The sequence below is a fragment of the Acidisarcina sp. genome (genome assembly GCA_035539175.1).
In the GTDB taxonomy this organism is placed as follows: Bacteria; Acidobacteriota; Terriglobia; order Terriglobales; family Acidobacteriaceae; genus JANXZS01.
The window spans coordinates 81,332-96,171 of record DATLIY010000003.1; the positions used below are offsets into that span (position 1 = coordinate 81,332).

The window sequence follows — 14,840 nt, forward strand, 5'->3', positions numbered from 1 at the left end:
AATAAGTTTTCATGGCGCCCCCTACAAGAAATCCGCAATCGCAAAAGCCAGAATCGTTGTCTGCCTCTTCGCCCCTGGAGGTAGTTCGCATACCGGCGTGGGAGAAGCACCCCAGGCTGGTGCACGGCTTCAGCACGCGGACCGGTGGGGTGACGACCGTCTACCAGCCGGGCGAGGGGAAGGAGCGCAGGGACCTGAACCTGGGATTCACTTCATCGGATACCGAGGAGAATGTCCTCACGAATCGTCGCCTGTTCCTGGAGGCAGTGGTTGGGGAAAAGTCGCCTACTCTGTCCAGCCTGGTGACTTTGAAGCAGATCCACTCCACCTTGCTGCACCGGGTGGGCTCGGAACAGGCCGGGGAGCGCGCCTCGTTAGCCGGAGATGGGCTGATGACGGATGAACCGGGTGTGATTCTGGGCATCCAGACGGCGGATTGCATTCCCGTTCTTATCGCAGACCCCAGGCGGGGCGTGGTGGCTGCCTTCCATGCAGGCTGGCGTGGCACGCTGGGCAGGATCGTGGAGGCCGGGGTGGGCCGGATGCGGCTTGAGTTTGGCAGTCGGCCTGAGGATCTCCTGGCCGCAATTGGTCCGGGCATCGGGCAGTGCTGCTACTCAGTGGGCGAAGAGGTGCTGCACCAGTTTCAATCCCAGTTTCTATACGCAGACGATCTTTTCCGGGAGGTATACGACTCGGATCCGGTTAAAGCGAAGTACCCTCTGTTATTCCTCACGGCGCGAGCGCCAGGGCATAGCAATCTTGGGCCATCGCTGCATCTGGACCTCAAGGAGGCGAACTGCCGGCAATTGCTCGATGCAGGGTTGCAACCCGATGCTATCTCCGTGGTAGCGGACTGCACCAGTTGCCAGCCGGAGCGGTATTTCTCCCATCGCGGCGAGCATGGGTTTACCGGCAGGATGCTCTCCGTTGTTGGATTGCGGGCAGGCGGGTAGCAAAGGGACTTAAGAGGCAGAGGCGTGGCGTTTCAGCCGCACCCCTGCTCCAATCCGTCAGAAGGCTTCTATGCGGCAGTGCCTTCGCGCCCTGTTTCCGGACTCCTGGGGTTCACCAGGTCGCGCAACTCCTTACTCGGCTTGAAGTAGGGAACGCGCTTGGCCGGGACGTCGACCTTTGCGCCGGTCTTTGGGTTTCGACCGATGCGGGGTTTGCGCTGGCGAATCCGGAAACTGCCGAATCCGCGGATCTCGATTTTATCGCCCGACTGAAGCGCCTGGATGACGGACTCGAAGATGGTATCTACGATCACTTCTCCGTCGCGCCGTGTCAGGTCGCCCAGCTGCGTTACTTCCTCAACCAGATCTGCTTTAGTCATGGTGGGCTCTGCTCCAAACACTAGGATAACCCGAGTTATCTATAACTTATCTAATCTAGATGCAATCCCGGTCCGGTTATCTCCAAAGAAAATAAAAACCAGCGTTTTTTTCCAGCAACTTCGCAGGATTGGGGAAGAGTTCGCCTGCATCGCCGTTGAGCAGATCGAGCACCCCGGGGTGTTTCGCAATCGGCCGGACGACATGGGGTTCGCCGCTGATCCCCACCCTTTTGGCCGTTTCCAGCAGCGCAACCCGGAAGCTGCCCGTTTTATCGATCAGGTGCAGCGGGAGTGCCTGTTCCCCGGTCCAGACCTGGCCTGTGGCAAGTGGGCGGATCGTGTCGGTGGAGAGTCCACGCCCTGCTGCCACATCGCTGATGAACTGGGCATGCATGTTATCGACGAGGCCCTGCATATAGGCTCGCTCAACCGGCGTCAGATCGCGGGTCGGCGATCCGGCATCCTTCAAAATGCCGGCCTTCAGCACCTCAGGCTTAAGCTTTGCCCACTTCAGCAACTCGCCGTAATTGGTCCACTCGGCGATTACGCCAATGCTGCCGACGACGCTGGCACGATTGGCATAGATTTTCTCCGTGCCGGAGGCGATATAGTATGCGCCGCTGGCGCCTTCGCTCTCGATCGAGGCAATGATGGGCTTCTTCTTTTCCCGCCGCAGGTGCAGCACTTCGTCGTAGATCTCCTGCGAGGCCGCGGCTCCGCCGCCCGGAGAATTGATGTGCAGGATGATGGCCTTGATGGAGCTATCGTCCTGGAACTTGCGAAGCTGGTCCACCAGGGTGTCCGCGTTGAGGATGACGCCATCAATGTCGATGACACCAATGTTGCCTCCCCCAATGGAGGCGAACTGTGCGTCGCCGGTGATGCTCCGGAGCGTGGCAAGGACGATCAGCGCGACGACCACAAGAAAAGCCGCAAAGAGGCCACTGCCGATCAGGAGCCAGAAACCCACAGAGTGTTTGCGTTCTTCTTCCATAGGCCGGAGTTTAGCACCGCCCGGGATGCGAGGGACGGGGAAGGATTTGGAATAGCGTATGATACACAGGATTCGTACGGAAGTTTCCCTGGACGCACGGAATGTCAAACCCGCAATATAGCATCATTATTCCCGCATATAACGAGGCAGCTCGCATCGGGAAGGCCCTGACCGAAGTTTTGGAGTGCATGCATCGACGCAACTGGTCGGCTGAGGTCATCGTGGTCAACGATGGATCGAAAGACGCAACCGCAGAGATCGTAGAGGAGTTTGTGAGGAAGGATCCTGCCGTGAGGCTCCTGCAGAATCCTGGGAACCGGGGCAAGGGCTATAGCGTGCGCCACGGAATCCTCGAGGGCCTCGGCGATATCCTGATGTTCACCGACGCCGATCTCTCCGCACCCATTCAAGAGGCAGAAAGGCTCTTTGCCGCGATTGCAGAGGGGGCGGATATCGCCATTGGTTCCCGCTGGCTAGAGCGCACCCGGCAGACGATCCATCAGCCGCTCTACCGGCAGATCTTTGGGCGATGTTTCAACCTGGTGACGCGCTCGGTCATCCGCCTTCCGTTTGCGGATACGCAATGCGGCTTCAAGGCATTTCGCCGGGCCGCCGCACATACTGTCTTCGGCCTGCAGCGGATCGAGCGCTGGGGATTTGATCCGGAACTGCTTTTTATCGCGTTGCGCAAGGGATATAAAGTTCGCGAGGTACCCGTTACCTGGGGTCACGACGAGCGCTCTCGTATCAGCTATCTGAAAGACGGGCTGAGAATGCTCGAAGATATCCTGTACGTTCGCTGGAACTCGCTGATCGGGGTTTATGATCGCGAGCCGGGTACTGCGAGCAAAGCATCCTCCTGTTGAACCATTCGCATGATGCAATGGAAAAGGCGCTCTCCACGGAGCGCCTTTTTCAATTGCGGCGATCGGTTGTTCCTCACCTACGCTACGCTCGTCAACACCTGCCGCCGAGCTGATTCATCGCAGCCTTAGGAGGCCAGAGCAGGCGGCACCTGAACGGAAGAAACCTCGATGGGCCGCACTGGCGTGGTGCCGCGACGCGGCACAAGGCGGATGCCTTTATCTCCCATTTGCTGCAAGACCAGAGTTTTTGAGCATTCTCCGCAGAGCCAGAAGTGCTCCAGACGATACGCTCCGCGTCCAGAGGTGGTGCCGGCAGATTGCGGAACAGGCATGTCGAAGACGAAAATTCGTCCCTCACGCAGGTACAACAGTGGTTTCGAGCACTTGGGATTGGCGCAATTGCTGATCATAGACTCCATACTCTCCCTGGGCGCTCTCCGTCGCCTCGTCCCGCTCTCTTTATCGCGGCGGTGAGGTTCTGGAAAACTGTCCGTTGACATATAAACCACGAGCTGTTTACTACGATGCACCCCAACTCGAGATGAGTTTCCCACTTTTCAACAGGAAGAGTGAAGGGGATTTTGTGAATTTCTCTTCAAAGTGCGGCAACATCACTCCTGGCGGATGCGCCTGCCGACGCATCTTACCTCGGATAGCGTCTGCTGAGAGCAACGACCGCCGCCGCCGCTATCCCAAAAGAGGTACCAAAAAGAGGAACATACGAATGACAGCAAGAAGAATCGGAATTCTTGGTAATGGTCATGTGGGAAGCGCGCTGGCGCGGGGGCTCACGAACGCCAAACATGATGTCCGGGCTGTGGGCAACGAGCCGGCGAAGATTCGCGAGACGGCCTCGTGGGCAGAAATTGTCATCCTCGCTGTTCCTTTTAACGCAATAGATAGCGTCTTGAAGGAAGCAGGTTCCCTGGATGGAAAGACTGTGGTCGATGCCACCAACGCGCTGGGACCGGAGATGCAGTGGGCGCTTGGTTTCACCACCAGCGGTGCGGAGGAGTTGCAGAAGAAGATTCCCAAAGCGCGTGTTGTGAAGGCATTCAACACGGTTTTTGCCGTACACATGGACACGGGGCGAGTGAACAACCAGCAGCTCACTGCATTTGTCGCCGGCAATGATGCGGATTCGAAAAAGAGCGTGCTTGAGATTGCGGGGGATATTGGGTTCGACGCTGTGGATGCGGGGCCGCTCACGAATGCCCGTCTGCTCGAACCTCTTGGATATCTCAATATCCAACTCGGTTATGTCGTTGGTATGGGCACGCAGATCGGCATCAAGCTGCTCCATGATTCGAAGAAGAAATAAAAGATTCGAAGAAGAAATAGCGGAGTGTTATTGGGGTTCCTCAGCTTTTCTATCGGATGCCAGGCTGCGCCTTCTTTCCCGGTGCAGCCGGTATCCCCGGTAAAGAAGCGTGAGAGCGATCCACGCACAGACGAGGCTGACGGGATACGCCAGGAAGCGTGGAAAAAAGACGAAAAAAATCGCCAGGCACAAAAGTGCTGCGCCAGCGATGGATACAATTTTCCCTTCCGCCGTCTCCAGCACACGATGATTGGTGAAGGCAGCGCCGATCGTATTGCTGAGGCGGAGTGTTCCGGCGGCAGCGCGTCCTATGCTGCCTCCACCGCTGTTCAGGCCACGCGGGGCATGGCGAGGCGCGCCCGGAGCGCGGACTTTGTTGGCGTTATTCAGCACGACTTCTGTCGCGTTGGCCAGGTCGTCGAGGTACATCGCCTCCATCTCAGAGGCAAACGCAGCATCTTCAATGACGGCATCGAGTTCGCAGTTTCCAAACCAACTCGCAAGGTTCAGATTCGTAGAGCCGACGCGGGCCCAATTTCCATCGGCAACGGACGTCTTGGCGTGGAGCATGGTGCCGTTCCATTCGAAGATGCGGACTCCTGCCACCAGCAGAGGACGGTATCCAGCCCGGGAAAGGGGTTTAAGGATGGGAATATCTGTCCCGCTCGGCAGAAGCAGGCGGACGTCCACTCCATCGCGAGCCGCCGATTTCAATGCTTCGACATAGGTCGAAGTGCCTGCAAAATAAGCATCCGTCAGCCACAGCCTTTTGCGCGCCATGCTGGAGATGAGCAGATCCAGGCGCAACATTCCGGCCATCTCGGGCAATCCGGCTACGATGCGCAGATTCATCTGGCCTGCGTCTGCCTGGTTGCTGCTGCAGAGTTGTTCGCTGGCGGGGATGGGTTCGCCGAGCATCTCCCAGATGTGGGCGAAGGCGCGCTCCAGTTGCGCGACGACATTTCCCCTTACCTCTACTCCGGTATCGCGCCACGGCTGGATATTCTTTTTGGGATTGCCGAGCCACCGGCTGCCGACGCATAACCCGCTGATGAAGCCGATGTTGGAATCGATTGCGATGGTCTTCCGATGATCGCGAGAGAGCCATCCGAACGGACTGTCGAGGTGTGGCGGATTGTAGCAGCGCACCTCGACACCGCCTGCGCGCAGGTGATTCCAGAAGTTGCTGGACGCCTTGCCGAAGCAGCCGAGCCAATCGTAGATGAGCCGTACGTGTATGCCTTCGCGAGCCTTTGCGATCAATTCGTGGGCCAGGCTGCGGCCGATCTCATCGTCATAGATGATGTAGTTTTCGAAGTGGACATGATGCTTTGCCGCGCGAATGGCATCGCGCCATGCGGGATAGTTCTCCTGCGCATCCTTGAGCAGGCGTACCTGGTTGCCCCCGACCAATGGAGCGCTGGCTGCCCGAGAAAAGGCGTGGTCCGCGATGGCCCGGATATAGCCTAGGCCCGCGCGTTCCTGCCGCTGCTGTTGCTCTCCGAGTTTTCCTGCGTCCCTCACAGCCATCTTGCGTTCCCCGGGGTTGATACCTTGTTCCGCGTGCATGTCGATTCTAGTCACGATGCAGAACATGTGAGCGTAAATCATTGTCCTTCATGCTGCGAGAAAGAGGGGAAGATCTCCAATGCTTCGCCGCAGCCGTTCTGGCGGCAAGCGCATCTCATTACGCGGAGAACTCACGACGAGGAGAATGTCTATGCCTGCTAGAAACAAGCGCAAGGAGCACCTGGAAACCGGACCCGATTCCGCAGGGCAGTCGGGCGATCTTCAACAGATATCCGACGTCGAGGACATCGACTCGGAGAGCATCGAGGAACTGGAATCGGAGGGAAACACGTTCGAGGCGGAGGCTGTCGGCGGCGTGGAGTACGCCAAGGATCCTGACGTCTCCGAGGTGAGGACGCGGGAGTTCCCGGAGGACGACGTCCCGGAAGAGTATCTGGATGACGACCGCACCGGGTAAGCCGCACAAGCGTTAGCTTGCACGGCATCTCGGAAGAATGCGCGGAGAGCGATGCCTCGTGACCTGTCTCGTAATGGGGTTACGATTTCTGCGGCGAAACCCACTCGCCCTGTCGCATTAACGGGTTCGCCTCGCCGGATGCGGAGATGCCGTCAATATCGAGCTTGTCCGATCCGATCATCCAGTCCACGTGGATCAGGCTCTCATTGGCACCCTTGGCAGCGAGTTGTTGCGGAGTCAGTGTGTCCCCGTCCCGCAGGCAGGAGCTGTACGCCTGCCCAAGAGCGATGTGGCTCGCTGCATTCTCGTCAAACAGGGTATTGAAAAACAGCAGGCCGCTGCTGGCAATCGGCGAAGAATGAGGCACAAGCGCCACCTCGCCTAATCTGCTGGCGCCTTCGTCCGTAGCAATGAGCTTCTGCAGAACCTCCTGCCCTTTGCTGGCGCGCACTTCGACGATGCGCCCCTTCTCGAAGCGCACCTGAATGCCATCAATCAGCGTTCCCTGGTAGGAGAGCGGTTTGGTTGCCGTCACCGTGCCGTCGGCGCGATCCTTGTGCGGCGTGGTGAAGACCTCTTCCGTAGGAATGTTGGGAACGCAGTAGAGTCCGTTGCCGGCAGTGGTGCCACCGCCAAGCCAGAGATGGTCGTCCGCCAGGCCGAGGCGGAAGTCGGTTCCCGGCCCGCGGTACTGTAACGCGGCATAACGTCTTTGGTTGAGATATTCAGCCCTCCGATGCAACTCCGCATCATGCTGCTTCCAGGAGGCCACCGGGTCCTCTTCATTAATTCGCGATACCTGGAAGATTGCGTCCCATAGCTTGGCCTGGGCGATCTCCGGAGCGTCCTCAGGGAACATGGCGGATGCCCACGCCGGTGTGGCGCTGGCAACAATCGTCCAGTTGATGGAGTGCCGCGTGATCAATTCCAGTGCAGGGCGGTAGGCCTGCGAGAGCGCCCGGTTCGCCCGGCTGACTTTGTCCGGGTCTTCGCTGGAAAGCAGGGATGGATTGGCGCCGGCGATTGCCAGCCGCGCTGCGCCGCTTTGGAACGCGGCGGCTAACCCGTCGTACAACCACGCTGCAGTGCGGTCAAAACTCTCGTACGGCGCAAAACGATAGCGCATCAGCGTCGCTTCGTCGTCGTTAAAGAGCGTGGTGACCTGGGATGCACCGGCCCGGTAGGCGTGCTCGGTGATGCGCCGCGACAGGGCGAGGGAATCGAGGGAGGCGGTCATCACCAGTTCCTGACCGCGTTCGATGCCGAGCCCAACGCGAACCGCGACCTCGGCAAGACGATCGAGTTTCTGTGCGTGCGTGAGTTGTGGGGTAGCCAGCAAAGCTTCCTTCATGCTCCCAGTTTAATCCGTTTTGAAATGCCTTGAATGTCGCGGTATCATGGCGCTCCAATGGCGGCGCGAGAGGCAATCCGATGCTGGCCTGGCTGCTGCAATTTGAGGGGAGAGCAATATGTCGAATGCGTTCCCGAATGCGTTCCCAAATGCGTTCTATGAACTGCGCGAGCGCCTGCTGCGGGCTGGCGTCGCTCCGCGGCACGTGCGGAGCTATCTCGCCGAACTTGCAGATAGGCTGGCCGATCTGACGGCGGAAGAAGAACGCGCGGGCCGCAGCCGGGCGGATGCCGAAGCTGCAGCGCTCTCCCGGCTTGGCACGATGGATGAGCTCGCCAGCCGCAGGATCGAACATCGCCAGCTCCAGTCCTGGAGTGCCCGGGCGCCGTGGGCGATGTTTGGTCTCGCTCCACTCCTCTTGCTGGCCGCGGCGTGGCTGGTTGCCTGTTCGATTTTGTGGTCTGGCTGGAAAATCTTTCTTCCCGGATCGGCGACGCCCTTCATTCGAACCGATGGATTCTCGGTCTTCTATTTCGGTGTCGGCAGGTTGCTCTATTTCAACGCGCCACTCCTCATCGGCTGGGGAATCGGAGTCCTGGCCGCCCGTCAAAGACTGCGGATGCTTTGGCCTGCCATCGGCATGGTTCTGATCGCATTGCTCGGCGGCACGGTCCAGGTTCACACCAGCCCACCGGCCTCCCCCGCAGGAGCCGGACACGTCAGCCTGGGCTTCGCCCTTGGGCCTTCCGTTCAAGGGATTCCCGACGGTCTGCTTCATGCTCTGGTGATTCTCACGTTGGAGGCGCTGCCCTTTGTCCTTTGGCGTCTGCTTAGTCGTCCGGTTGCTTCGCTTCGCTTGCGAATGCAATCCCATTGACGGTCTCCGCCCCCTGCCTCCGGCGCCGGTCTCCGGCCTTCCTGTATCGCTATAATCAATAGACGCGCTCGGTGCCGAGTCTGGCATAGAGCACGGATGTCGCGCCGACGGGCCCGGTTGGCCCATTCGGGCAGGTGGCTTACAGCTTTGCGCGGACTTCGCACACCACAGCCAACCCCGGGCCATCAACACACCCCAGGGCCATCAAGGGAGATATGACGAAAGCCAGCCAACATCCTCTTGAAAAGATCCTCGAGAGCCGAATTGCCATCATCGATGGAGCGATGGGTACGACGATCCGCACTTACGGCATGAAAGAAGCCGACATGCGCGGGCAGCGCTTCAAGGACGCAACAAAAGATCTGCTGAACAACGGAGACCTCTTCTCCCTGACGCAGCCGGAGATGATTGGCGACATCCACCGCCGGTTTCTTGAGGCCGGGGCGGACATCATCGAGACGAATACCTTTGGCGCGACCAGCATCTCGCAGAGTGAGTTTTTTCTAGAAGATCCGCGGGAGCATGGCGGCCGAAAGGATCCCGCGTTCTACCAGGGAGTCATCGAAGATCCGTTTCTCATCAATCTGGCGCGGGAGATCAATGAAACATCGGCGCGTCAATGCCGGGAGTGGGCCGACCGCATTGCGAATGCAACCTCGCGTCCGCGATTTGTCGCGGGGGCAATCGGGCCGCTGACCGTGTCCCTCTCGAATTCGCCCGATCCCGACGATGCAGGCTTCCGGGTGGTCACCTTCGATCAGGTGAAGAATGCCTATGCGGAGCAGGTGCGCGCCTTGATTGCGGGCGGTGTCGATCTGCTTCTGGTGGAGACCATCTTTGATTCGTTGAATGCCAAGGCGGCGCTGGTTGCTATCCGCGAGGTGTTCGATGAGGGCGGCAAACAACTGCCGGTGATGATCTCCGCGGCGGTGGGGCGTGGCGGCGAGACGATGATTTCCGCCCAGACCACGGAGGCGTTCTGGAACGCGGTGAAGCACGTGAAGCCGCTATCGGTAGGGTTGAACTGCTCTCTCGGTCCGGACCTGATGTATCCGTTTCTGGAGGAGCTTTCGGAGAAGGCAAACGTGGCGATTTCGTGCTATCCGAATGCCGGCCTGCCGAATCCTCTCTCGCAGACAGGGTTCGATCTGGGGCCGCAGGACATGGCCCGCTATCTTGGCGACTTCGCACGCGGAGGGCTGATCAATATAGCCGGGGGCTGCTGCGGAAACACGCCGGAGCACATTGCGGCGATCGCCAAAGCACTTGAAGGCAAGCCACCGCGAAAGTGGGAGACGGCGACGCCGGAATTCCATGCCCGCCAGAACGAGGACAAAGCATGAGCATCTCCGAGAGCGGAAACGTGGCCATGCCCACGGAGACCAGGCCTCTCCGCCTGTCAGGATCGCAACCCTTTACCCAGCAGCCCGGCGTCTACATCATCATCGGCGAGCGGACGAATGTGGCCGGTTCGCCCAAGTTCGCGAAGCTGATTAAGGCCGGCAAGTACGAGGAAGCGGTCAGCGTAGCCCGTCAGCAGGTGGAGAACGGGGCGAATGTCCTCGACATCTGCATGGACGAGGGCATGATCGACGGCGTCGCGGCGATGACGCGCTTCCTGCAATTGCTGGCGAGCGAGCCGGAGGTTGCCAAGGTTCCCTTCATGGTGGACTCGTCGAAGTGGGAGGTCATCGAGGCCGGGCTCAAATGCATGCAGGGCAAGGGCATCGTGAACTCCATCTCCTTGAAGGAAGGGGAAGAGAAGTTCCGCCAGAACGCCGCCACAGTGCTGAAGTATGGCGCGGCCGTGGTGGTCATGGCCTTTGACGAAAAGGGCCAGGCCGCGACCTACGAGGAAAAGATCCGCATCAGCGAGCGCGCCTACCGCATTCTCGTTGACGAGGTCGGCTTCCCGCCGGAAGACATCATCTTCGACCCGAACGTCCTCACCGTGGCCACCGGCATGGAGGAGCACAACAACTACGCGCTGGACTTCATCAACGCCACGCGCTGGATCAAGGCCAACCTGCCACATGCGAAGGTCAGCGGCGGCGTCTCGAACATCTCCTTCAGCTTTCGCGGCAACAACAAGGTTCGCGAGGCCATGCACGCTGCTTTCCTCTACCACGCCATTGCGGCGGGCATGGACATGGGCATCGTGAATGCCGGGATGCTTGAGGTATACGAGGAGATTGATCCCGAGTTGAAGGTGCTGGTTGAGGACGTGCTGCTCAACCGCCGTCCCGACGCGACAGAGCGCCTAGTGGAGCACGGCGAAAAACTGAAAGATAGCGCCACCGTGACCGAAAAGAAAACGGAAGAGTGGCGCAACGGCACGGTCGAAGAGCGTCTTTCTCACGCATTGGTCAAGGGGATCGACACCTATATCGAGGCCGATGCGGAGGAAGCCCGCGTCAAACTGGGCCGCCCGCTCGCGGTGATTGAAGGCCCGCTGATGGCCGGCATGGGCGTGGTGGGAGATCTGTTTGGAGCCGGCAAGATGTTCCTGCCGCAGGTGGTCAAATCCGCGCGCGTGATGAAAAAAGCGGTGGCTCACCTGACGCCGTTCATGGAGGCCGAGAAGGCTGCGTTGGTCGCCGCCGGTGAAGAGGTCAAGGCGCAGGGGAAGATCCTGCTGGCAACGGTCAAGGGTGATGTTCACGACATTGGGAAGAACATCGTTGGCGTCGTCCTCGCATGCAACAACTTTGATGTGATTGATCTGGGCGTGATGGTTCCCTGCGAGAGGATCCTTGAACGTGCCAAAGCGGAGAAGGCGGATGTGATCGGCCTCAGCGGCCTGATTACTCCTTCTCTCGATGAGATGGTGCATGTGGCCCGCGAGATGGAGCGCCAGGGCTTTAAGCAGCCGCTGCTGATCGGTGGCGCAACCACAACACGGATGCATACGGCCGTCAAGATTGCACCGAACTATAGCCAGCCGGTGGTGCATGTGCTGGATGCCAGCCGGGCGGTGCCGGTGACGACCAGCCTTTTGAGTGACGATAGCAAGGCCGAGTTCGTGACGAAGTATCGCGCCGAATACGAGAGCCTCCGCAAGTCCCACACCGCACCCCGCCAGAGCATCGTTCCCCTGGAGACGGCTCGCGCCAGGCGGACTCCGATCGAATGGCGTGCCGAAGACGTGCCGACACCCGCATTTACCGGGGTGCGCGCACTGGACAACTTTTCTCTGGCGACACTGCGCGAATTTATTGACTGGGCGCCGCTCTTCCACGCATGGGGGCTCAAGGGCTCTTATCCGGCCATTCTGGAACACAAGGAGAAAGGGGAGCAGGCCCGCCAGATCTTCACCGATGCCAATGCGCTGCTGGATACCATGATTGCGAAGAACCTGATCACGGCGCGCGGCGTGTATGGCTTCTTTCCTGCGAACGCCGTGGGCGACGATGTCGAACTGTACACGAACGAGACCCGTGGAAAGGTGCTCGATCGGCTCCACTTTCTTCGGCAGCAGGCAAACAGGGAAGGCAGCGAGCCATGCCGGTCGCTGGTAGACTTCATAGCGCCGAAGGAGACCGGGCTGTCCGATTACATCGGTGCGTTTGCGGTGACCAGCGGCATCGGTTTGAAGGAGGTTTGCGACCGGTTCCGTGCCGAGAATGACGACTACAACGCGATCATGGCGGAAGCGGTTGCCGACCGCCTGGCCGAGGCCTTCGCCGAATGCCTGCACAAGCAGGCCCGCGATGATTGGGGTTACGGTTGTGAAGAAGGCTTGAGCAACGCGGATCTCATCCAGGAAAAGTACCGGGGAATCCGGCCAGCGCCGGGTTATCCGGCATGCCCCGATCACACGGAGAAGGGCACCATCTGGCGCCTGCTCGACGTGACGGCAAATACCGGAATGCTGATTACCGAGTCGTTTGCCATGTGGCCCGGCTCAAGCGTGAGCGGACTCTACTTTGCCCATCCGGAATCGCGATACTTCGCCGTCGGCAAGATCGACCGCGATCAGGTCGCCGACTATCACAAACGCAAGGGCATGAGCGTGGCCGAGGTCGAGCGTTGGCTGGGGCAAAACCTGAACTACGACCCCGCGGAATAAGCGGCCAACAAGAATCGTGACACTGGTCTGCACCTTGTGCATGGACAGTATCAGGAATCTTGCATCGCCGGCAGGAGACAGATGGCTAACGAGGAACTGGATTACCCGACCAGGGAACAGATCGCAGAGTTTCTGGAAGCGCACAGGCGAGGAGGAGCGCAGGCCATTGCGGATTTGCTTCGGAAAAAGCAGGGGGAAGCGCAGGATGTGCAGCCGCAGCCCCAGGATGCCACTCAGAGCAATTCTTGAGGGTTTCCGTCCGCTCCTGGCACGGAGTAATTTTAGAGCTGCTTATGGCTCACGCATGTAAGGCGAATTCTGTGCCAATGGGGCGCGGTCCTTGCACACTCGGGTGTGTCGCTAAGTTGTTGAAGGGATTGGTGGTCGCTGTAGGACTCGAACCTACGACCTCCTGCGTGTGAAGCAGGCGCTCTAACCAACTGAGCTAAGCGACCCTGAAGAAATTCTACTCGACAGCTTTCAATACTTTGAAACCGGTTTGAAGAAAGAAGCCACTTTGCAGTAACGCGTGTCTAAGTTGATGATTCTAAATTATGCTGCCGCCATATGAAGGTGGCTCTCCACCGCTCCAGTTAAGCGCCCGCAACTGCGGAGTAACCTAAGGTTATCATTCCAGAGAGTCGGCTGCCAATTGCCCGGGTTGGAAGTGTTTCCGGAAGCAAAAGCCTTCGACGCGATAGAATCCAACGACGAGCAAATGTCAGAGCGGCATCCAGATCGATTTCCACCACCCGACCCCGAAATTTCCGGCGAGGATCCGCCGGAACTCCGCGCATTGGAGGATCAGCCCTCCGCGGGAAATGGGGAGAACGGTATTTCCCCGCAACCATCGCGCTCAACGCGGGTTCGTAGAGATATGGCGAGCATGGCGCTGGAACCCGCACAATTTGCGACTGCCGCCCGTTCGGTTGGGGTTGCGGTCAAGCCGGGCGAGGTCAGCGATGCGGAGCTTATGCTCCGCGTTCGCGATGGCGACGATGCTGCTTATAACTACCTGATCGAGAAGTATCGCCAGCCGATCATTCACTTCATGTTCCGGATGGTCAGGAACCAGGCGGTTGCCGAAGAGCTGGCTCAGGAGACTTTTCTCCGGGTATACCGGTCGCGCCAGACGTATCGTGCGGAAGCACGCTTCAGCACCTGGCTGTATCGAATTGCCACGAACCTGGGCGTGAACCATGCGCGGGATACGAAATATGAGCGATCCGCGCAGACGGTGTATCTGGATGAAACGGATCCCGAGACGGGCACGACGCCGGATCTGGCGGACAAGACGCCCAGCGTGGAGCAGGACCTGGTGCGGGAAGAGCGGATGAGGGCGATTCGCCAGCATGTGATGGCTTTGCCGGAGCGTCAGAGGAGTGCTGTGCTGATGCATAAATATCAGGGCCTGGATTATAGGGAGATTGGCGAGGTGCTGAAGTTGAGCGAATCCGCCACCAAGTCTTTGTTGTTTCGGGCTTACCAGACGCTGCGCGAGCGGCTGAAAGATTTTGTTTAGAAGTGAGGAAGATCATGACTTGCCGGAAGATTGAATCGAACGTGGCTGACCTGCTCTTTGAGCCGGATACCGTTCCAGCGCCGGTGCAGGCTCATGTCAGGGAGTGTGCCGACTGCAGCCGCAAACTGGCCGAGCTGAGGTCGACGATGGATTTGATGGACGCCTGGGAGGCTCCGGAGCCATCGCCATTCTTTGATACCAGGCTCCAGGCCCGGCTGCGGGAGGAGCGTAATGCAGCGCCGGCTGGTTTTTTTGAGCGGCTGTATTCGCGTCTTGTGTACAACAGCAGCGTGCATCTGCGGCCGATAGCGGCCACGGCCTTAACGGTTCTGCTGGCGGTAGGCGGTGCAACGTATGCCGGCTTTGTGAACTGGCGTGCACCGCAACAGACCTCTGCCACGGTGCGCGATCTGCAGTCACTCGATAGCAATCACCAGTTGTTCCAACAACTGGATTCGCTCGATGACGACGATGACAACGCTCCTTCGGCAAACTGACAGGGAGCGGCGCGCTGGAT

Annotated in this window: 15 protein-coding genes and 1 tRNA gene; 10 read left to right on the forward strand and 6 right to left on the reverse strand. The window is 59.2% G+C overall.

Annotated features, from left to right (window positions below; genetic code table 11):
- The first annotated feature begins 56 nt into the window (after nt 1-56).
- The gene (pgeF, locus tag VM554_00650; GenBank protein HVJ06870.1) at nt 57-956 is read left to right on the forward strand and encodes a peptidoglycan editing factor PgeF; all 900 of its coding nucleotides are present in this window, start codon (nt 57-59) and stop codon (nt 954-956) included.
- 68 nt (nt 957-1,024) lie between these two features.
- Here the strand turns inward: pgeF and VM554_00655 are convergent, their stop codons facing one another.
- Together VM554_00655 and sppA are read right to left on the reverse strand one after the other, a co-directional pair.
- Nucleotides 1,025-1,336 (reverse strand): integration host factor subunit beta, encoded by a 312-nt coding sequence (locus tag VM554_00655; GenBank protein HVJ06871.1) that lies wholly within the window; start codon nt 1,334-1,336, stop codon nt 1,025-1,027.
- Between the two features lie 76 nt (nt 1,337-1,412).
- A complete protein-coding gene (sppA, locus tag VM554_00660; GenBank protein HVJ06872.1) occupies nt 1,413-2,330 on the reverse strand; it encodes a signal peptide peptidase SppA in 918 nt (305 codons plus the stop codon).
- Nucleotides 2,331-2,431: 101 nt separating this feature from the next.
- Here sppA and VM554_00665 point away from each other — a divergent pair, with 101 nt between their 5' ends.
- Nucleotides 2,432-3,196, forward strand: a complete 765-nt coding sequence (locus tag VM554_00665) for a dolichyl-phosphate beta-glucosyltransferase (protein ID HVJ06873.1) — start codon at nt 2,432-2,434, stop codon at nt 3,194-3,196.
- A 125-nt stretch (nt 3,197-3,321) separates the two neighbouring features.
- Here VM554_00665 and VM554_00670 read toward each other — a convergent pair whose 3' ends face one another.
- Nucleotides 3,322-3,615 (reverse strand): hypothetical protein, encoded by a 294-nt coding sequence (locus VM554_00670; GenBank protein HVJ06874.1) that lies wholly within the window; start codon nt 3,613-3,615, stop codon nt 3,322-3,324.
- A 305-nt stretch (nt 3,616-3,920) separates the two neighbouring features.
- Between VM554_00670 and VM554_00675 the strand changes: the two genes are divergently transcribed.
- Entirely contained in the window at nt 3,921-4,517 is a 597-nt protein-coding gene (locus tag VM554_00675; GenBank protein HVJ06875.1) for an NAD(P)-binding domain-containing protein, read from the forward strand.
- Nucleotides 4,518-4,544: 27 nt separating this feature from the next.
- On the opposite strand, the gene VM554_00680 is transcribed toward VM554_00675, so the two are convergent.
- Nucleotides 4,545-6,047 (reverse strand): phospholipase D-like domain-containing protein, encoded by a 1,503-nt coding sequence (locus VM554_00680; protein HVJ06876.1) that lies wholly within the window; start codon nt 6,045-6,047, stop codon nt 4,545-4,547.
- Nucleotides 6,048-6,237: 190 nt separating this feature from the next.
- Between VM554_00680 and VM554_00685 the strand changes: the two genes are divergently transcribed.
- The gene (locus VM554_00685) at nt 6,238-6,504 is read left to right on the forward strand and encodes a hypothetical protein (protein HVJ06877.1); all 267 of its coding nucleotides are present in this window, start codon (nt 6,238-6,240) and stop codon (nt 6,502-6,504) included.
- Nucleotides 6,505-6,583: 79 nt separating this feature from the next.
- On the opposite strand, the gene VM554_00690 is transcribed toward VM554_00685, so the two are convergent.
- Nucleotides 6,584-7,855, reverse strand: a complete 1,272-nt coding sequence (locus VM554_00690; GenBank protein HVJ06878.1) for an aminopeptidase — start codon at nt 7,853-7,855, stop codon at nt 6,584-6,586.
- 118 nt (nt 7,856-7,973) lie between these two features.
- Here VM554_00690 and VM554_00695 point away from each other — a divergent pair, with 118 nt between their 5' ends.
- The 4 genes from VM554_00695 to VM554_00710 all read left to right on the forward strand — a co-directional run bounded on the left by VM554_00695 (nt 7,974) and on the right by VM554_00710 (nt 13,050).
- The gene (locus VM554_00695; GenBank protein ID HVJ06879.1) at nt 7,974-8,732 is read left to right on the forward strand and encodes a hypothetical protein; all 759 of its coding nucleotides are present in this window, start codon (nt 7,974-7,976) and stop codon (nt 8,730-8,732) included.
- Nucleotides 8,733-8,947: 215 nt separating this feature from the next.
- The gene (locus VM554_00700; protein ID HVJ06880.1) at nt 8,948-10,075 is read left to right on the forward strand and encodes a homocysteine S-methyltransferase family protein; all 1,128 of its coding nucleotides are present in this window, start codon (nt 8,948-8,950) and stop codon (nt 10,073-10,075) included.
- Nucleotides 10,072-12,801, forward strand: coding sequence for a methionine synthase (gene metH, locus VM554_00705; protein ID HVJ06881.1), 2,730 nt, complete (start codon nt 10,072-10,074; stop codon nt 12,799-12,801). Before VM554_00700 ends, metH begins: the two co-directional genes overlap by 4 nt.
- Before the next feature lie 81 nt (nt 12,802-12,882).
- Nucleotides 12,883-13,050 carry a hypothetical protein gene (locus tag VM554_00710; GenBank protein ID HVJ06882.1) on the forward strand — a complete coding sequence of 56 codons (168 nt, stop codon included), beginning with the start codon at nt 12,883-12,885 and terminating at the stop codon, nt 13,048-13,050.
- A gap of 129 nt (nt 13,051-13,179) precedes the next feature.
- Here the strand turns inward: VM554_00710 and VM554_00715 are convergent.
- A tRNA-Val gene (locus tag VM554_00715) sits at nt 13,180-13,256 on the reverse strand.
- A 431-nt stretch (nt 13,257-13,687) separates the two neighbouring features.
- On the opposite strand from VM554_00715, the gene VM554_00720 reads away from it, so the two are divergent.
- On the forward strand, nt 13,688-14,323 hold the full coding sequence (locus tag VM554_00720; GenBank protein HVJ06883.1) for a sigma-70 family RNA polymerase sigma factor: 636 nt from the start codon (nt 13,688-13,690) through the stop codon (nt 14,321-14,323).
- A gap of 14 nt (nt 14,324-14,337) precedes the next feature.
- On the forward strand, nt 14,338-14,820 hold the full coding sequence (locus VM554_00725; protein HVJ06884.1) for a hypothetical protein: 483 nt from the start codon (nt 14,338-14,340) through the stop codon (nt 14,818-14,820).
- Nucleotides 14,821-14,840: the final 20 nt, after the last annotated feature.